Below are 17,055 nucleotides of genomic sequence, written 5' to 3'. Positions count from 1 at the left end.
CTAAAATGAGACCCAAGAGAACGGTGTTGAAAACAATCCCCCCTGGAACACCCTGTTCCGCGTATCTTGCTTTAGCACATGCAACAACCCAAAAGCGATGAGAATGGCAAACGGCGGGAAACAGGGAAGTATGTAGGTTAAGAGTTTCCCGTTCGAAAGGGAAAAGAACAAAAACGGCAGCACCAGCCAACATAGACAAAATTTTAACAACCGGCCCGGCGCCCCCTGTTCAAACAATCGGGTTTTTATTCCTAGTACGGCTGCGGGCACCATAAACACCCACGGGAAAAACATGCCCGGCGCCGTCATAAAGAAAAACCAGAACGACTCTTTATGTTGAGCATTGTCGGCCATAAACCGGCGGATATGCTCGTTCCAGAAAAAGAAACGCCAGAAATCAGGTTCCCGAAGGTGGATTGCGATACTCCATGGCAACGAAACTAAAATCGCGGTGAGAATCGGCAGCCGGCTCATGCGCAACAAATCGGCATACCGGCGCTGCAAAACCAGATAGGGCGCTACCGCCAGAACCGGCACGGCGAATCCGAGGAACCCCTTGGTCAGAAAGGACAGGCCGCAACTCAGACCGGCGAGAAACAGGAAGCCTCTTTCCCGCCCCGACCCTGGCGGTGACTCCGTGGCAAAATAGAAAGCGGTAACGGTCGCCGTAAGAAAGAATGAGAACAGGCTGTCCAACACGGCGGTGTTTCCCACCCCGAACACCTCAAAACAGGATAAAAAAACAAGAGTGGCTAGAATAGCAGGAAAACCGCCGTCTTCATCTTCACGACGGGAATTCCGCCATACCAATACATATATCAACAAGCCTGACAAACCCACGGATAGGGCGGAAGGTAGGCGTACGGCAAAGTTGTTTTCCCCGAACAAAAGAAGTGAGCCTGCTTGAACCCAATAGCCCAGCACCGGTTTTTCAAAGTAGCGCAGACCGTTGAGTTGGGGCGATATCCATTCGCCGCTGGCAATCATTTCTCGGGGAATTTCTGCGTAGCGCGTTTCATCCGGAACAACCAGGTCATGCACCCCCAGGGGAAGAATGTACGCCAGTAAAAAAAATGCCAGAAGTAATAGAATGTAGCGTTTATTCAATGTGCTCATCGTTTGCTGACCTTATCGTGAATTTGCATGCTATCCGTGCCATCCTGGCAGGCAACCCATCCGTCCCTGCCGGCGAGAGTGCCTCTAACCATCCTTGATTTCTCTGCTTTTCCGGTTTCACGAAGAATTTCGCCAAGAGGCGCGAAGGCGATATCCCGCTGTTGTGCCTTGAACAGAAAATCCCGGAACAATTCCAGACAGGCGCCACCCTCCACTTCGGCGTGGATGGTCAGGACATTGAGCTGGTCGGGACGAATCATATTCAACAGCTGGTCGTTATAAGTTTTCGGTGTGCATTGGCGGCCGACGAGCTCTTCGTAAGTCGGCAGCGTGGTCGGGACCTGAACATGACGGGACGGCCGGTTGTTTATCAGCGGATAAAAAAGCGAACGACCGCGACAATCGGATTCAAACCGAAAAGGGAATTGCTCCAACGCCAATAGCGCTTCAGGTGTCACCCTCCAGGCAGGGGCCGCGAAACATTCCGGGGCGTGTCCCAGGATATCCGTCAGTAATTCCAAGCCCTTACGGATGTCAGCGATTATTTCCGCCTTATCCATTTTTTCGATCGCCGTCTGCCAGCGGTGATGGTCCCAGGCGTGGAGACCGACCTCATGCCCCGCCTCCATAACCTGACGAATCGGGCCGGAACAGCGCTTACCGATTACTGCTCCGGGCCACAGGGTGCCCCGCAAGAGAATATCCCAGCCGTACAGACTGACCGCCCGCGTTCTGAACATCTTGAGCAGAAAGGCGGGCCGCATCAAACGCCGGAGATGCCGACCCATATTGTCCGGACCCACTGAAAAAAAGAAGCTGGCCCGGATTTGGTGCCGGGCCAAAATGTCGACCAGGTTCGGGACCCCGATTCGAGTGCCCCGCAACGTATCGACATCTACTCGCAGGCCGACATGGCACATGATGCCTCCGCTGCGCATTCCACCGCCGATTTGAGAAAATAATCCAGCGTTTCTTCAACGGACTGCTCAAAAGGCACGTTCGGCGTCCACCCTAAAATCGTCTGAGCCTCGCGGATCGACGGTCGCCGATGCTGAACGTCCTGATAGCCCGACCCATAATAGGCTCGGGCCTCGATGCGTTGAATTCCGGCAGCCGGAGGGAAACGATGCCGAAGTGGATGACCGTCAAATTTTCCCCGAAGCATATCGGCAAGAGCGGCTATACTGCATTCGTTGTTTGGATTTCCGATATTGAAGATGTGCCCATTGCACTGGTCGTTCTTGTTTTCGATAATCCTGAAGAGGCATTCGATGCCGTCCCTGAAGTCGGTAAAACAACGTTTCTGCCTGCCGCCGTCCACCAGGCGGATCGGAGTTCCTTCCACCAGATTCAGGATGAACTGGGTGATCACGCGTGAACTACCGATCCGGGCGGACGCCAAGGAGTCCAGTTTCGGCCCTATCCAGTTGAAAGGTCGGAAAAGGGTGAATTGAAGCCCCTGACTCTTGCCGTATGCCCAGATCACTCGATCCAACATCTGCTTACTGCATGAATAGATCCAGCGCTGTTTATGGATCGGGCCAAGAACAAGGTTTGAGCGCTGCTCGTCAAATTCATCATCCGTGCACATGCCATAGACTTCCGAGGTGGAAGGAAATATCAGGCGTTTCCCATACTTGACGCAATACCGTACGACACGCAAATTCTCTTCGAAATCCAGCTCGAATACCCGCAACGGATTGCGGACATACTCAATCGGGGTGGCGACGGCCACCAGCGGAAGGACAATGTCGCATTTGCGCACATGATACTCGATCCATTCCCGCATGATCGAAATATCCCCTTCCGTAAAATGAAAATCGGGATGCCCCAACAAATGTCCGATGCCGGTCGAACACAGGTCCATACCGTGGACCGCATAGCGGCCGCTTTCCAACAGCCGCTCACTCAAGTGATTCCCGATAAAGCCGTTGACGCCAAGGATCAGGACGTGCTTTTTGCGGTGTTCCTCTGTTACCGTCTCGGTCTTGCCATTGAATCGCATGCCGACAGCCAGGTTGAGTTCCTGCGCGAGTTGCCGGCCGCTCATGTAAACGCCGTTTTCACTCTGCCCGTAGCGAACCTCCACGGCGCCGTCGCCACAGGCGATTCGCAGAGGATCTGTCGACATAACGCCGCCTGGATAGGCCCCCGGCGCTGCCGCCGTTGTCGCAACGTCCCAGAAAATGCACTTGCGGTTTCCCAGAAAGGAAAAAGCACCTGGATAGGGGCGGGTCACCGCCCGTACAAGGTTTCGGACCGTGGTCGCGTTTTGGGTCCAGTCAATCAATCCGTCCTGCGGTCCGCGCCCGCCGAAACAGCTTGCCAAGGTTTTGTCCTGTGGGACACGGTCAGCCTCGTTTTTTCGGATTTTCGGCAACAGGACATCGAGCATTTCTCCTGCTGCACCGGCAAGCTTCGCATGCAGGGTCAAGGCTGTGTCGCTTTCTTCAATGGCCACTCGCTGTTGTCCGACGATGTCACCGTCATCCGGCCGTGGCGTCATGTAATGCAGGGTGACCCCGGTTTCTTTTTCTCCATGGATCAACACCCAGTTCACCGGACAGCGACCCCGGTAACGGGGCAGAAGCGAGCCGTGAAGGTTCAGACAGCCCTTCGAGGGAACGGCGAGGATCTCATCGCCAACCATCTTGCGGTAATAAAAAGAAAAAATGACGTCCGGCGCCAATTCCATGATGCGTTCAACCCAGAGGGGATGGTTGATGTCTTCCGGCGCGTAGACCGGAATATCATTCGCGGCCGCCAATTCCGCCACTGACTCGAACCAGGCATTTTCATTCGGATCGTCCTTATGGGTAAAGACCGCCTGGATATCATAGCCATGCGCCAGAAGCGCTCTGATGCCGACGCATCCGATATTGTGATAAGCCAATACAATTGTTTTCATAAACTTTTCCTAAATAAATTCAACGTTGTTGATTTGCTCGACTTGCGACCATCATATGGAGACCAGAATAGGGTAGGTCGCCGCAATCATCGATGGAGTTGCCGCGGATTTCATGTATAAAAAAGCGAGGCCTTCTGCGAACATCGTCATAGATGCGTCCGATGTATTCACCGAGAAGCCCCATTCCGATAAACTGCGTCCCGATAAAGACAAAGAGCACCGCAAACAGTGTAAATATACCCTCGGCAGCCCACTGAGAGCCGTAGGCAAATCGCAACACCATCAGAAGGACGCCGAAGCCGATGCCGCTGGCCGCGATGAGCAACCCCAGCAATAAAAGCAAGCGCAGGGGAAAGGTGGACATGGATGTGAGCAGATCGAACTGAAGCGAAATCAGTTTAAGGAAGCTGTACTTGGATTCACCATTTTCCCGCAAGGCATGTTTGACGGGTATTTCGGCGGTGCTGCCTGCGAAACTGTTGGCCAGGATCGGAATAAAAGTGGAGCGTTCCCGGCACTGGAGCATGGCCTCGACGACCCGCCGCCGGTAAGCCCTGAGCATGCAGCCGTAGTCATGCATCATGACCCCGGTGGTCCGCCGGACGAGCCGGTTGACCAGGGCCGATGCTGTGCGGCGGAATAGGGAGTCCTGCCGATTTTCGCGCACGGTGCCCACGACATCCACACCGCGATCCATTTCAGCAACCAGTCTGGGGATTTCTTCGGGAGGATTCTGAAGATCCGCATCGAGCGTGACGACGATATGGCCCCTGCTCTGCTCTAGCCCGGCAAAAACCGCCGCATGCTGGCCGTAATTGCGGTTCAATACCACGCCGACGACTTCAATGTGTTGATCAGCGGCCTGGAGAATGAGATCACGGGAGCCGTCCCTGCTGCCGTCATCCACCAGGATGATTTCAAAATCGCGCCCGGTTCTTCGGCAGGCGGCCAGACAGCGGTCAATAAGCTCCGGCAGATTCTCCTTTTCGTTATAGACCGGAATGACCACGGAAAGATCCGGCGCGGCATTCATGCGATCACCTCCTTGATGGCCGCAACAACTTCATCCACATCGTTCAAGGTCATGTCCGGAAACAAGGGGAGCGAAAAGATCCGATCCGAATTCCACTCCGTGTTCGGCAGCGCGCCTTCAGGCAGCTGCAATGTCTCGTGGTAATATTTCTGCCTGTGCACTGCCTTAAAATGGATACCCGTACCGATATTGCGCTTTTTTAGTTCCGCCATGAAGGTTTCCCGGTCCATACCCACCCGCTTTGTGTCCAGACGGACAACAAACAGGTGCCACGCGTGGCGCATGGGATAGGAAGGAACGGCGAGAGGCATGATTTCATCGATATTTGCCAACAATTCCCGGTAACGATGCGCCAGAAGCGCCCGTTTTCGATTGAACTCGTCCAGCCGGCGTAATTGTCCCAAGGCAAGGACGGCCGCCATGTCGGTCAAATTGTATTTGAATCCAGGTTCCTGGACCTCTGCCTGCGGAGAACGCCCCTGCGTGTTGCGGTCATAGGCGTCTTTGGCAAGCCCGTGAAACTTCAACCTCCGGATATGCTCGATAAGACCAGGGTCGTCCGAACAAAACATCCCGCCTTCGCCGCAGGTCATGTTTTTGATGGGGTGAAACGAAAAGATGGCGGTTCCCCGCCGGCCGATCCGTTCCCCCCGGTATTGTGTGCCGACGGCATGGGCCGCGTCCTCAACCAAAGGAATGTTTTTGGCCGAAGACAGTTGCCGCAACGGGTCCATATCCACCGCGGCGCCTGCAAAATGCACCGGGATGATCAGCCTGGTGCGTTCGGTAATGAGCGGTTCAACGGTTTCTGCCGAAACCAATAGCGTCTCGCGTTCGATATCGGCAAAAACCGGCGTGGCTCCGGCGAGCGTGATGAGATTCACCGTGGAGACCCAGGTCATGGAGGGGGTGATCACCTCGTCTCCGGGACCGATACCCATGGCCGCCAACAGAAGATGCATGCCGGCCGTACCGGAACATAGCGCCACTGCCCCTTCGGCATTGCAGTATGCCTTAAAGGCCTCTTCAAATTCGGCGGCCTTGGGGCCGGTGGTGATCCATCCGGAACGTAGAACCTCGGCCACCGCCTCGATTTCGGCTTCGCTGATGGACGGCTTGGAAAACGGCAGAAAGGTTGTCCGCATAATCTCTTTCTTCTATCGAGCTTCAAACCGTTTTATATGGCGCATCGGAAAGGGGTCTCCTGATCCGATCCGTCCTTGGGTGGGAATGTAACGGAGGAAAATGAAGAAATGATGAAGAGGCGAGAAAAAGAGGGTTGCGGGTCTTTTCTATCAAATCAGTCAGTCAACACGTGAGCGTTCAGCGAACCCGATCTTTTTTCGCTCCACCGACTACGGGAAGCCGACCTCCAGAGGAAAAGATGTCAGCGATGCGGCATTCAGCCCTTGGAGTGCGATAGGAAAAGCGAAGGTTTTGGTTGGAGCACATGAGGCGCTGGGAGGCGAGCGGGCTCACTCAAAAAGTACTGCCGTCAGCAGGATCTGAAACTCTATTGCTTCAGGTACAGGAGAAAGGAGCAACGATCCAGGATGGCCGACTCCACCACGTGCCTGGTGGAATGGCCGGTACCGAAATCAGAAAGGGCCATACTTTGCGGCGGACCGGCCCTCAGCCTGGTGGTTAATGGTCGGCATCGAATCGAGATCCACCGAGACTTCGATCCTTGCGTGCTGAATCGCCTCATCCGGGTGTTGATGCAGCTATGATGGCTTTGCTGTGAACACCGGTCAACAGTGTCCGAAAATCATCGGAATATATTGTCCCTAAAACAACGCTTTTGGTATAGTTTGGGAAATCAACGGTTCGGAGAGGAGCCTCCGACTCACGCTCCGTTTCCGCTGGCAATGACATCCGCGATCGGTGCGGCACACATGGAGTGTGCCGCTTGTGCCGATCGCCGGTCGTTGTCGCGTTTCCGGGTCCCTCAAGTCGGTATCCCCTCCGAACCGCACGCGCTCCTGGCCCATTTTCCGCCCGTACGGCATCGGGCCGTGCGGCGTCGCGTAAAGACCGTGATCCAGGAGTTGATCTATAAACGGCTGAAAGAGCACCGTCATGAGCTCTTTTCCGCCACTCGAAAGTCGATGATCCGAGGAACCGGCTGAAACAGGGCCTCGTCGGCCGCTCAAAATGGAGTCGCCATGCCCGCAACTCAGCTCGCTCAACCACACCTCACGGATTCAGGGAATACTCAATAATGCGAGCCGTAATTATGACCGTAAACCAGTGTCGATAGGTCTTCCGTGATGATTTGTCTAAGAGATGGCATCGAATATGAGAGGGGGCGCATTGTGTTGCCTGAAGGTATGCATTTTCTTCAGATAGAGGAGGCTATTTGGCCGGCCTCCGCAAATATACTGCTTATTCGTGACGAGGATGGAGCTATCCTGGTGGATGTGGGCTGCGGCCAGGAGCAGGCCTACCAGAAGGTCAAGAATTTCGTGGCGGTACAGGGCTTACGCATCGAGGACGTTCACACCGTGGTTCTTACTCACGCCCATCCCGACCATGTGGGCGCTATGCGCTACCTCCTGCAGGAGATAAGCCCCCGCATTTTCCTTCATCCGGTGGAGATACCTCTGGCCGCCGAGCCCTCGCGGCTTAACCGTACCTTCGATGTAACACTACCTTCCCGCTATGGGTTGGGCCCCGCGGCTCCACAGGAGATGGATATCATCGAGTACTTCAGTAATGTCTCCTGTGCCATGGCCGGTTTTACGGCCACCGACGAGATCCCTACGGAAGGGGAGTTCGTCCTGGGTGATTTCTCCTTCCAGGTGATCGTGATCCCAGGCCATGCCCAGGGCATGGTTTCCCTCTTCGACAGGGACCACGGAATCCTCTTCAGCGCTGATGCCGTGGGGGACGTCGTAACCTGGTATTCCCCTTCTTCCGGCGGAGTTACGGAATTCCTGAACGGCCTGGACCGGCTCTCGCAGCTTCCCGCAAGGCTGCTCCTCCCCTCCCACGGGAGACCGAGCAAGGAACCCCATAACGAGATCGAGAAAACCAGGGCAGCCATACTGCGCCGCGAGGAGAGGATTTTAAATGAGCTTGTCTCGGGGCCCGTATCCTTTCCCGACCTGGTAACAAGGGTATTCAAAAATTCCTTGATAACCGTCTTCCCCGCCCCCCAAATGCTGCAGTGCCACCTGGACAAGCTGGAGATGGAAGGAAAGGTGATATGCCGGGGTGAGGACGAGGGATGGATGGTGGAACTGGTTTAGCGAGAAAGGGTACCTAACCTATGAGTAAAGGAAGGATGGATTTATGTTGAAGAGCAAGATGCCGGTTCTGGTCGGGGTGGCGCAGTCGGTGTATCGCGAGACGACCGCGCAGCAGCTCAACCCCATCGATATGATGGCCGAAGCGGCACGGGCAGCCGGAAGGGACGCGTCCCTGGATAATCTCAACAGGGTGGATACGCTCTACATAGTCAACTGCATCTCGCGAGACCTGGAGGCTCCAGCGCAGGACCTATCCGATACACTGGGAATCCGACCCTCGGAGACGGGCTATACCGCTATCGGAGCCACGGCGCCCCAGTGGTTCGTGAACCGCGCGGCCGAGAGGATCCTCTCGGGACAATCACAGTGGGTGCTTATCTGTGGTGCCGAGGCGTTCTACACCCGTGAAAAGATTCAGCCCATGGCCAACGTTCTCGACGATTATTATCGCGGTGATGCTTCGTCCAGGCGGAAACGTTTCGTGGGAGACATCAGGATGCCCCTCACCGACATCGAGGTTCGATACGGATTGGGCTGGCCGGCGGCTATATACGCTCTGTTTGAGAACGCCCTGCGGGCCCATTGGAACAAGACTCTGGCCGATCACTGTCACGAGCTCTCCTCCTTCTGCGCCGATATGTCGACGATCGCCTCCAACAATCCCTTCTCCTGGACCAGAAAAGCCATGAGCGCCGAGGAGATCGCCGAGGTGACATCCGAGAACCGCATGGTGGTCTACCCTTACACCAAGTCGATGTGTTCCAACATGAGCGTGAATCAGGCGGCGGCGGTTTTGATGAGCGACCTGGAGACGGCGGAGGAATGCGGCATACCCAAGGATAAAATAGTTTTTTTAAGAGGTTACGGTGATGCGGAGGACGTCTTCCACGTGACGGAACGTCCCCACCTGTGGGCCAGCCCTTCGCTGGCCGACGCGGTTGAAGGCGCCCTGGGCCAGGCCTCAATATCGCTGGACGAGGTCGAGTACCTCGACTTCTACAGCTGTTTTCCGTGCGCTCCGCGTATCGCCAGGGAGATGCTGGGCATCAAGCCTGACGATCCGAGGCCCCTTACCGTCACGGGTGGCATGCCATACTTCGGCGGACCCGGGAATAACTATGCCCTACACGCCATATCCAGCATGGTGGAGCTACTGCGCCGCAATCCAGGGGCCTACGGCTTGGTGCAGGCGTTAAGCTGGTTTATCAGCAAGCACTCCGTGGGACTGTACAGCGCTTCCCCGGGCGACACCGGATTGACGCCCCACGATCCGAAAAAGAAGGCCAAGCGATACCCCCGGGTTAACGTTGTCGACCGCGCCTCTGGCAAGGGGGTGTTGGAAACATACTCCATTTCCTATGACCGTAGCGCCAGGGCAAGCGGGGTGATTGTGATAGGAAGAGACGAAGACGGCAACAGATTCCTGGCCAAGATGCGGCCGGAGGACGATGCGGTCGAACGGATGACCATCGAGGAGCCCATAGGAAAAACGGGGGAAATAAAGTACGAAGATTCCACGGCCTTGAACTGGTTCTATTTATAACCAAGAGCCTGTCGCACGAACCCCTCCATGGGGCCGGAAAACGCCCACGCGCCGGCTACGCCTGCAGGGAGAACCCGCTTTCGACCTGGATTAATCAGAAACCGGGACACCAGAGTATTGTGAAATTCAACAATGTTGACCGAGTATCCTTCAAAGCGGTAGACTTGGTAAGGATCCTTCAATGATAATGGTGCAAAAATGCAAATGGACGTCGCATCCAAGGTGATTATCAGAGAAGTAGCCCTGCGAGACGGATTGCAGTCTGAGAAAGCTTTTGTCTCCACCGAAGACAAACTATTGCTGATTCAAGCCCTTTCAGAAGCCGGGGTCGAATACCTGGAAACGACCTCATTCGTGAATCCAAAAGCAATTCCGCAGCTTAAGGATGCAGCCGATTTGATGGCCCGTGTAGATCGCTCCGGGCCGTTGAAGCACGAGATCATGGTGCCCAACATTAAAGGCGCCCAGCTCGCGCTCAAAGCCGGCGCGGACCGTTTGCTGGTATTTGTATCCGCCTCCGATGCTCATAACCAGGCCAATGTACGCCGCAGCGTCGTCGATTCCCTTGCGGATCTCGAAGCGATCTTCGAAATGGCCCGAGAGAAAAGTGTGCCGGTGGCGGGCGCGATTGCCGTTTCTTTCGGTTGTCCATACCAAGGCAGAGTGCCTGAGGCAGATGTGTTAAAAATCGCTCGTCATTTTGTCGGATGCGGCGCAGATCGCATTTCCTTGGCCGATACTACCGGCATGGCCAATCCAAGGCAGATCTCGAAAATGGTTTCCTTCTTCAAACAAGAACTTGCTGACGTCCCGCTTTGCCTGCATCTTCACAACAACAGAGGAGTGGCGATGGCAAACCTTTACGCTGGCTACCTGGCAGGTATAAACATGTTCGATACCTCGCTCGGAGGCATAGGTGGATGTCCAAACGTTCCACAGGCCGCCGGGAATCTTGCGACGGAGGATGTCGTATTCATGTTCGAAGAAATGGGCGTAGATACCGGGATTAACCTTGCGAAGCTGATTAAGGCCGCTCAGGCCCTTGAGAAAATTCTCCAACACCCTCTGCCCGGCCAACTAATGAAAAGTGGGCCGGCGGATCCTCTTCTGGCTCACGAATTGTGCAATATAGGTCGGCAGGCATGTATGATAACGTCGTAAAAAGGCCGAAAACTGCCATTGTCATTCCGAGGAGCTTGCGACGAGGAATCTTAAAACATCCGCTGTTATTATACATTTAGTTCTACGAAGAGATCCCTCGCTGCGCTCGGGCCGGGATGACAATTCGGATTTTTTACGAAGGCATCATGATTTAGAAAATAGAGATCCGCTAAAATCATTTAATTACAGGAAGACGCCTATCTGAAGCAGCTTGCAGCCTACATCCATTTGAATCCGCTCCGGGCGCGCCTGCTGAACGATCTGGCTCAAGTTGAAGCCGCCGCCCGCCGGCGGCTTCATGAGCTGACTGCCGGCGGTCAGCGGGTGATGGCCCGGCGCTTCGACTTCCGCCAGCTGCATTTTCACCTGCCACCGGGATCCACCAGTTTTCTCCGGGTAGACCTTGACCGCTCAGCCACGGCGACCGGGGGAAGCTTGTCGTGCATCCGGAAGTGGGTTGGTACCGCGGCGATGTCCACCGCGGCGGAATACCGGCCAGCGCCACCGGGATCAGCTCCAGGAGAAGGTGCTTGATGCGTTGCCGGGCCGGGCTTAAGGACCGGTAGCCGCCGGCGGCGGGACTCGCCGCAATACCCACCGCCAGCGTGCCGACCTGGCGCCAGGCCAGCGCAAGTGTCGCCGCCGCGTTGGCAAACCAGGCGAAACGCCAGATACCCGGATTCTCCCGTACCACCGTCTTTAACCAGCCACCGCGCGGCCGGCGGTCGAGATCGCGACGCGCAAGTTCGTGGGCAGCGGCGAGCCAGAGCGCCAGGGTGGACAGCAGCTCGGCTAGCGCCCAGGCAACCAGAAAGGCGATCACCCCGCCTGAAAACAGCCCGGGCGGATCAGGGTTTGCCAGGAATTGAATTGCACGGGATTGTTCACCGCCTGGGCATAGGTCAGCACCAGCGCGAACTGGCCGAACCGTTCCGGGCCCAGGGTTCTCGCGGCGATGGAATGCTATGTTGTTCCCGCTGTCAAGCGATGATCGCCTGCCATGAGCGTCCGCGACATCATCATCGGTGAAACGCATCCATACGCCGCCTCTGGCACCGGGTGAAGCAATTGCGTCTCCGCATCACGCACAGGACCGGATAAAACCGATTCAGGAAGGGGAGAGTTATGCCGCACCGCAAGGATATCTGGAGATGCGGTATCATCGACCAACCCGTCGAACAGGTGCTGGCCCAGGGGGTGGCGGACGTGCCGGTGCATTGGCTGCCGGAAGAGCCACCTTTCCACTTCCTGGCTGATCCCTTTCCCTGGCGCCAGGACGGGCATCTGCATCTGTTCGCCGAAACCTATGATTACCGCACTCGGCACGGCACCATCGACCTGCTATCCCTGGGGGCTGATTTCCAGGTATTGGAACGGCGACCATGTCTGGCCGAGCCCTGGCACCTCTCCTACCCGATCGTGTTCGCGGCGGATGGTGCCGTCTGGATGCTGCCCGAGGCGCACCGATCCGGCACCCTGCATCTCTATCGGATGCGCAGCGGCCTACATGAATGGGTGCGGGAGGTTGAAATCAAGCTGGACCGGGTGCCGGTGGATGCCACCCCGTTTTCCCATGGTGGGCGCTGGTGGCTGTTCTATTCCCCTGCCGACCGGCGGGAAACCCGGATGGGTCATCTGCATGTGGCCTGGGCCGAACGTATCACAGGCCCCTGGTTCCCGCATCCGGGCAACCCGGTGCGGATCGACATGGCATCGTCCCGCCCTGGCGGTACGGCAACCCTGATCGATGGACGGATCATGTTGCCGACGCAGGATTGCAGCCGCACCTATGGCGGCGCTGTGCGCCCCCTATGGATCGACCGGCTGGACGAGACCGGGTTTGCCGCCAATGCGGGCGCACCTCTGCCGGTGCCGGCATCGGCGGGGCGTTACCGGGAGGGGTTTCACACCCTGAGCAGCGGCGGGGGTGTTACCCTGATTGATGTGAAATATATCGACCGCTCCCTGGCCGGCCTGTGGCTGGAGGTCAGGCGCCGGTTGCGCTGATCCGCCGCATGATTGCCTGACCCGCCGCGTTGAAGCGGCTGATGGAGAAACGATCCAGGATAAGGCTTCGCGCGGCGGCGCCCATAGTGTGCAGCCGCCCCGGTTCGGCCAGCATCCGGCCCAGCCGGTCGGCCAGCGCGGGCACATCGCGGGGCGGCACCGTGTGGCCGGTAATGCCCTCGCGGATGCTGAACTGGATTTCCCCCACGGCGGAGGCCAGCACGGGCAGGCCCGCCACCATCGCTTCGTGGGCCGCGATGCAGAACCCCTCGGAATGCGATGGCTGCAGATAGAGATGCAACCCGGACAGGAAGTGCTGCGGCCGATCAATATAGCCGGGCAGCACAATGTCCGCCACCCCGCCCCGGGCTGCCAGGGCCGCCAGCCTTGCCCGCTCCTTGCCCTCACCGGCCAGGGTCAGCCGAATGGGACAGGGCGGGGTGAAGCCTTGCCGGCGCAAGAGGGCCAGCGCCTTGATCAATTCTTCATAGCCCTTCTCTGGATGCAGCCGGCCCAGGCTGCCCAGTTGCAGGGTCTGCCCCGGTTGCCAGGGGGCGGAGACAGGCTGGTCAGGATCGGCGGCGAAGATCGGCCAGGTCATCAGCCGATCCTTTCGCACCGCCAGCCGTTGGCGCGTCAGGTCTGCGATGTAGGCGGAATCCCCCACCCACAACGCCGCCCGTGATTGCAGCAGCCGCATCAGCCGGCGCATCCAGGGTCTCAGATGAGCCGCTTGCTGCCAGCAGATGACGGGCAGGCCCAGGTAAGGCCCCAGCAGCAAACCCATGGTGTTGGCGCGGTTGAGCGAGGTCCAGAGATGGGTGGCACCCCAGGCCCGCACCTCCCGGTGCAGCCAGCGCAATGCCTGCCAATGGTCCTGCAACCCGCCCTCGCGTACCAGCGGGTCCAGCCCGGCCGCCTGCATCCGCGGCAGGGCGCGGCCATCCCGGCGTGTCAGGGCGAAGACACGCACACTCGCCCCGGCATCGCGCATCACTCGGGTGAGGGCGGGAACGGCCAGCTCAGCCCCGCCGCCTTCCACGGAATTAATGATATAGGCAATGCGTAGGGTGGTGGTCATATCTGCGCACTCCGCTTCCAGGTTAGGATCAACAGCAGAAGGCTGACGGTGGCGGCCTGTCCCATGGCCTGGGTGCCAGCCCCATTCAGCCCCTGGAGATTCAGCAGTACCGGGAAGATGGGCAGGAACAGCAGGTTGGCGGTCAGGTTGGCGGACATGGACCAGCCGGGCCGTCCCAGTGCCGTCAGCGCCGCCGTGGCGGGTGGGCCGGCCAGGGCCAGTGCGCGGGCCAGTACCAGCACCACCATGAGCCCCGTTGCTCCGGCAAATTCCGGCCCGGCGATCAACCGGACGATCTGCGGGGCGAATAACCAGATAATGGCGATGATGGGCAGGCTGGCCGCCAGGGCGATGCCGGTGACGCGCACCAGTGTGTGGCGCAGGGCGCTGCCGCCCTGTCCGCCGGCCACCATGCGGGCCATTTCCGGATAGGCGGTATCACCCAGAATCTGGGCCGGCTGGGTGATCAGCACGGTGGCCCGTTGCGCCACGGAGAACAGGCCGGCCGCTGTCGGCCCCAGCACCCAGCCGACAATCAGCGGCACCGCCCGGCCGGCAAGTTCGCTTAAGGTCACATCGGCATTGCTGATAAGCAGGAAGCGCCAGATGCCCGGATTGTCCGCTACCGCATTGCCCGGCTCCGGATAGCGCAAATCCCGTCCCAGATGGCGGTGTGCGAACCAGAGGCCAAGGGCCCAGAGCACGGCGAATTCCGCCAGCGCCGCGAGCAACCAGGCCACCAGAAAGCCGGTCAGCCCCCAGCGGGCCACGGCCGCCAGAGCAGCGCCGGTCAGCCGTACCAGCGGCTGGACCAGGTTATGCAGCCCCAGCAGATCGAATCGGTTGATCAATTGCAGATAGCCGGCCGGGGTGGAGCGCACAGAGCCCAGCACGGCCAGACTGTAAGGAATGGAGAAAACGAGCGCCGTTTCCGGCCAGCCCAGCCGTGGACCGATCAGCGGGGCGCACAGTGCCGCTATCACGATGGCGGTCAGCCCGCCCAGCAGTTCCACCCGGGCTCCGAACCGCAGCAGGCGGGCCAGCCGGTGCGTGGCCTCATCACGCCGCGCCTCCGCCCCATAGCGGACCACCGCCTGGCAGGCAGGAAATTCCACGATGCCGCAGACCGTGGTAACATAACCATGGATCAGCACCAGCACGCCATAATCATGCGGGCCCAGGGCGCGGGTGGCGATAACCAGATAGGCCAGGCTGATCAGCCCCGCCCCGGCCTTGCCCCCCAGTACCAGCCCCAGCCCGCCGAAAATCCGCCGCAGCGTCCCCTGCGACGCCCCAACCTGTTTCACGTCCAATTCGCCTCTCCCACACAGAGCGACGGCATTCCAGTCTGGACACAGGAAATCATCAAGGCCAACGCATCCGGGGCCGGCGATTCAGGCTATATCGCCGGCCCGACCCGCGCAATGATCCTGATGATGCCATCCCCGATCCAGCCTTCCTCATTGAAGAAGGGCAGCAGGATCGTGATAACCAGGGTTATCCGGTAGCTCTGGATGATCCAACCCTGCCCGCTGTCTGGTCGGTCAGCCGCATCAGAACCTCAGCCGCCCGCCTGGAGGAGGGGCGATCATCCAGATCAAAACTCCGGGCGAACATCTGCTGCTGTACTGCAAGATATTCTCCCGTATGACTTTCGAAGGCGCGCTTCAGGCCCGTGGCCAATTGTGCCGGATTATCAATGACAGGGCCCGCCTGCCACTGCGTGTAGTTGGGATCATTGCGCCAGTCTACACCCTGGCTGTTCAGGAACAGACAGGGACGCGGCCGCAGCAGGAATTCATAGACCTGGCTGCTGACATCCCCCAGGTAGAGATCGGCCATCAGCGTGTAACTCATATCCGTGCAGGCACGGCTGCCCAAATCGATACGAATGTTCGGGGCCTTCAGGTACCGCACATCGATATGGCCCCTCCGGTTGAGGCGCAGCTTGTCGATGGTGAGTACGAAGCTACGTTCGAACAGCATGACATGCGGGGCGAAGATGAGCTCGTAATCCTCGTTCTCGATGAAGAAATCCAGCACCTGCCGCCCATGTTTGAACCAGGAGGACAGATGGGGAGAACAATGGGGATTATACAGCACGACAGGCTTGCCGTTCCGCGCCGGAAACCGCATGACGCTGGGATTGAGCATATCGAATTTCGGGTAGCCGACAATGCTGATACGCTCCGCCGGCACACCCGCCTCCGTGATCAGCCGCTCCTTGATTTTGGGCCCTGAGCACAGCACATGATCGAAACCGGCGCTCGCCTTATCAAAACCGATGGCACGATCCCCGGCTCCGTGGCGCGTATGGACGATTTTCAGATCCTTCAGCCCATAGAGCTTCTTCAGAACCAGGGAGGTTTTCTCCGCTACGACCATAATGTCCAAGCTGCGGAAGAAATCCAGATTGTCGCCATAGATCAGCAACTTGCGGGCAGGCATGGCGATTTCCAGCAAGTGGGAAAGGATCTTGGACTTGCTCTTCAGTTCCAATGTCACATACTGGATGCTGCGCCCGATTCGGTCCCCGCCCAGGCGCAAACACTCCCGCTTCATCCGCTCCGTCGTGGTGGCGACAATGATCTCCCCGGTAAAACCACCATCGGCCAGCGCGATGGCGATAGGAAGGCTGTGGGCGACCTGATGAATTTGGTCATGGTTTAAAAGAAAGCCAATGCGCATCCGAATGCCTTACCTTGAACAGTTGCTTTTTAGTAAAAACAGGATGTTTGATTGTCATAATCGAAAAATGATCAATTAAATCGGTTTGTGATAACCGAAATCTGTGCATGCATGACTTTCCCCAGCATGGCTTTCACCTCGATTAAAAAATCGTTAATGAAGCACTCTAGGATTTGTTTTATGAAGAAAACATTAAGACTTGCGGATTAGAAGCGATGGCCCAGGTTGCCGATGCCTTTTGAATTAAACCCACATCATCGAGGTGCT

14 protein-coding genes are annotated in these 17,055 nt (G+C 57.7%); 5 read left to right on the top strand and 9 right to left on the bottom strand.

What is annotated here, in order from left to right; genetic code table 11:
• From FDQ92_RS14890 to FDQ92_RS14870, 5 genes are read right to left on the bottom strand one after another with little or no spacing between them, the layout of a single operon-like run.
• Positions 1–1,116, bottom strand: coding sequence for a phospholipid carrier-dependent glycosyltransferase (locus FDQ92_RS14890; protein ID WP_137425621.1), 1,116 nt, complete (start codon positions 1,114–1,116; stop codon positions 1–3).
• Positions 1,113–2,036, bottom strand: a complete 924-nt coding sequence (locus FDQ92_RS14885) for a polysaccharide deacetylase family protein (RefSeq protein ID WP_137425620.1) — start codon at positions 2,034–2,036, stop codon at positions 1,113–1,115. The genes FDQ92_RS14890 and FDQ92_RS14885 overlap by 4 nt, the downstream gene beginning before the upstream one ends.
• Positions 2,012–4,024 carry a bifunctional UDP-4-amino-4-deoxy-L-arabinose formyltransferase/UDP-glucuronic acid oxidase ArnA gene (arnA, locus tag FDQ92_RS14880; RefSeq protein WP_137425619.1) on the bottom strand — a complete coding sequence of 671 codons (2,013 nt, stop codon included), beginning with the start codon at positions 4,022–4,024 and terminating at the stop codon, positions 2,012–2,014. The genes FDQ92_RS14885 and arnA overlap by 25 nt, the downstream gene beginning before the upstream one ends.
• 19 nt (positions 4,025–4,043) lie before the next feature.
• A complete protein-coding gene (locus FDQ92_RS14875) occupies positions 4,044–5,057 on the bottom strand; it encodes a glycosyltransferase (protein ID WP_137425618.1) in 1,014 nt (337 codons plus the stop codon).
• A complete protein-coding gene (locus tag FDQ92_RS14870) occupies positions 5,054–6,202 on the bottom strand; it encodes an aminotransferase class I/II-fold pyridoxal phosphate-dependent enzyme (protein ID WP_137425617.1) in 1,149 nt (382 codons plus the stop codon). Before FDQ92_RS14870 ends, FDQ92_RS14875 begins: the two co-directional genes overlap by 4 nt.
• Before the next feature lie 408 nt (positions 6,203–6,610).
• On the opposite strand from FDQ92_RS14870, the gene FDQ92_RS15335 reads away from it, so the two are divergent.
• From FDQ92_RS15335 to FDQ92_RS14855, 4 genes are all read left to right on the top strand, one after another.
• Positions 6,611–6,787 (top strand): hypothetical protein, encoded by a 177-nt coding sequence (locus tag FDQ92_RS15335; RefSeq protein WP_170180401.1) that lies wholly within the window; start codon positions 6,611–6,613, stop codon positions 6,785–6,787.
• Between the two features lie 588 nt (positions 6,788–7,375).
• On the top strand, positions 7,376–8,308 hold the full coding sequence (locus FDQ92_RS14865; protein ID WP_170180400.1) for an MBL fold metallo-hydrolase: 933 nt from the start codon (positions 7,376–7,378) through the stop codon (positions 8,306–8,308).
• Between the two features lie 43 nt (positions 8,309–8,351).
• Positions 8,352–9,851 carry an acetyl-CoA acetyltransferase gene (locus FDQ92_RS14860; RefSeq protein WP_137425615.1) on the top strand — a complete coding sequence of 500 codons (1,500 nt, stop codon included), beginning with the start codon at positions 8,352–8,354 and terminating at the stop codon, positions 9,849–9,851.
• Between the two features lie 198 nt (positions 9,852–10,049).
• Positions 10,050–11,012 carry a hydroxymethylglutaryl-CoA lyase gene (locus tag FDQ92_RS14855; protein ID WP_137425614.1) on the top strand — a complete coding sequence of 321 codons (963 nt, stop codon included), beginning with the start codon at positions 10,050–10,052 and terminating at the stop codon, positions 11,010–11,012.
• Positions 11,013–11,195: 183 nt separating this feature from the next.
• On the opposite strand, the gene FDQ92_RS14850 is transcribed toward FDQ92_RS14855, so the two are convergent.
• Positions 11,196–11,378 carry a hypothetical protein gene (locus FDQ92_RS14850; RefSeq protein WP_137425613.1) on the bottom strand — a complete coding sequence of 61 codons (183 nt, stop codon included), beginning with the start codon at positions 11,376–11,378 and terminating at the stop codon, positions 11,196–11,198.
• A 759-nt stretch (positions 11,379–12,137) separates the two neighbouring features.
• Between FDQ92_RS14850 and FDQ92_RS14845 the strand changes: the two genes are divergently transcribed.
• Entirely contained in the window at positions 12,138–13,019 is an 882-nt protein-coding gene (locus FDQ92_RS14845; protein WP_137425612.1) for a glucosamine inositolphosphorylceramide transferase family protein, read from the top strand.
• Here FDQ92_RS14845 and FDQ92_RS14840 read toward each other — a convergent pair.
• The 3 genes from FDQ92_RS14840 to FDQ92_RS14830 all read right to left on the bottom strand — a co-directional run bounded on the left by FDQ92_RS14840 (position 13,000) and on the right by FDQ92_RS14830 (position 16,788).
• A complete protein-coding gene (locus FDQ92_RS14840) occupies positions 13,000–14,100 on the bottom strand; it encodes a glycosyltransferase family 4 protein (RefSeq protein WP_137425611.1) in 1,101 nt (366 codons plus the stop codon). The two genes, FDQ92_RS14845 and FDQ92_RS14840, sit on opposite strands and share 20 nt — an antisense overlap.
• Positions 14,097–15,407 (bottom strand): lipopolysaccharide biosynthesis protein, encoded by a 1,311-nt coding sequence (locus FDQ92_RS14835; protein ID WP_246042008.1) that lies wholly within the window; start codon positions 15,405–15,407, stop codon positions 14,097–14,099. The genes FDQ92_RS14840 and FDQ92_RS14835 overlap by 4 nt, the downstream gene beginning before the upstream one ends.
• Positions 15,408–15,597: 190 nt before the next feature.
• Positions 15,598–16,788, bottom strand: coding sequence for a hypothetical protein (locus FDQ92_RS14830; RefSeq protein WP_137425610.1), 1,191 nt, complete (start codon positions 16,786–16,788; stop codon positions 15,598–15,600).
• Positions 16,789–17,055: the final 267 nt, after the last annotated feature.

Origin of the sequence: Desulfoglaeba alkanexedens ALDC, assembly GCF_005377625.1 — a bacterium.
In the GTDB taxonomy this organism is placed as follows: domain Bacteria; phylum Desulfobacterota; class Syntrophobacteria; order Syntrophobacterales; family DSM-9756; genus Desulfoglaeba; species Desulfoglaeba alkanexedens.
The sequence above is the reverse complement of the archived record's forward strand: the minus strand, read 5'-3'. Positions and strand labels throughout refer to the sequence as shown.

Bases quoted from the DNA above. Each gene is read 5' to 3' on its own strand.
- FDQ92_RS14885 (WP_137425620.1), bottom strand. From the start codon at position 2,036: ATGTGCCATGTCGGCCTGCGAGTAGATGTCGATACGTTGCGGGGCACT.
- FDQ92_RS14855 (WP_137425614.1), top strand. From the start codon at position 10,050: ATGCAAATGGACGTCGCATCCAAGGTGATTATCAGAGAAGTAGCCCTG.
- FDQ92_RS14860 (WP_137425615.1), top strand. From the start codon at position 8,352: ATGTTGAAGAGCAAGATGCCGGTTCTGGTCGGGGTGGCGCAGTCGGTG.
- FDQ92_RS14830 (WP_137425610.1), bottom strand. From the start codon at position 16,788: ATGCGCATTGGCTTTCTTTTAAACCATGACCAAATTCATCAGGTCGCC.
- FDQ92_RS14890 (WP_137425621.1), bottom strand. From the start codon at position 1,116: ATGAGCACATTGAATAAACGCTACATTCTATTACTTCTGGCATTTTTT.
- FDQ92_RS14840 (WP_137425611.1), bottom strand. From the start codon at position 14,100: ATGACCACCACCCTACGCATTGCCTATATCATTAATTCCGTGGAAGGC.
- FDQ92_RS14870 (WP_137425617.1), bottom strand. From the start codon at position 6,202: ATGCGGACAACCTTTCTGCCGTTTTCCAAGCCGTCCATCAGCGAAGCC.
- FDQ92_RS14845 (WP_137425612.1), top strand. From the start codon at position 12,138: ATGCCGCACCGCAAGGATATCTGGAGATGCGGTATCATCGACCAACCC.
- arnA (WP_137425619.1), bottom strand. From the start codon at position 4,024: ATGAAAACAATTGTATTGGCTTATCACAATATCGGATGCGTCGGCATC.
- FDQ92_RS14875 (WP_137425618.1), bottom strand. From the start codon at position 5,057: ATGAATGCCGCGCCGGATCTTTCCGTGGTCATTCCGGTCTATAACGAA.
- FDQ92_RS15335 (WP_170180401.1), top strand. From the start codon at position 6,611: ATGGCCGACTCCACCACGTGCCTGGTGGAATGGCCGGTACCGAAATCA.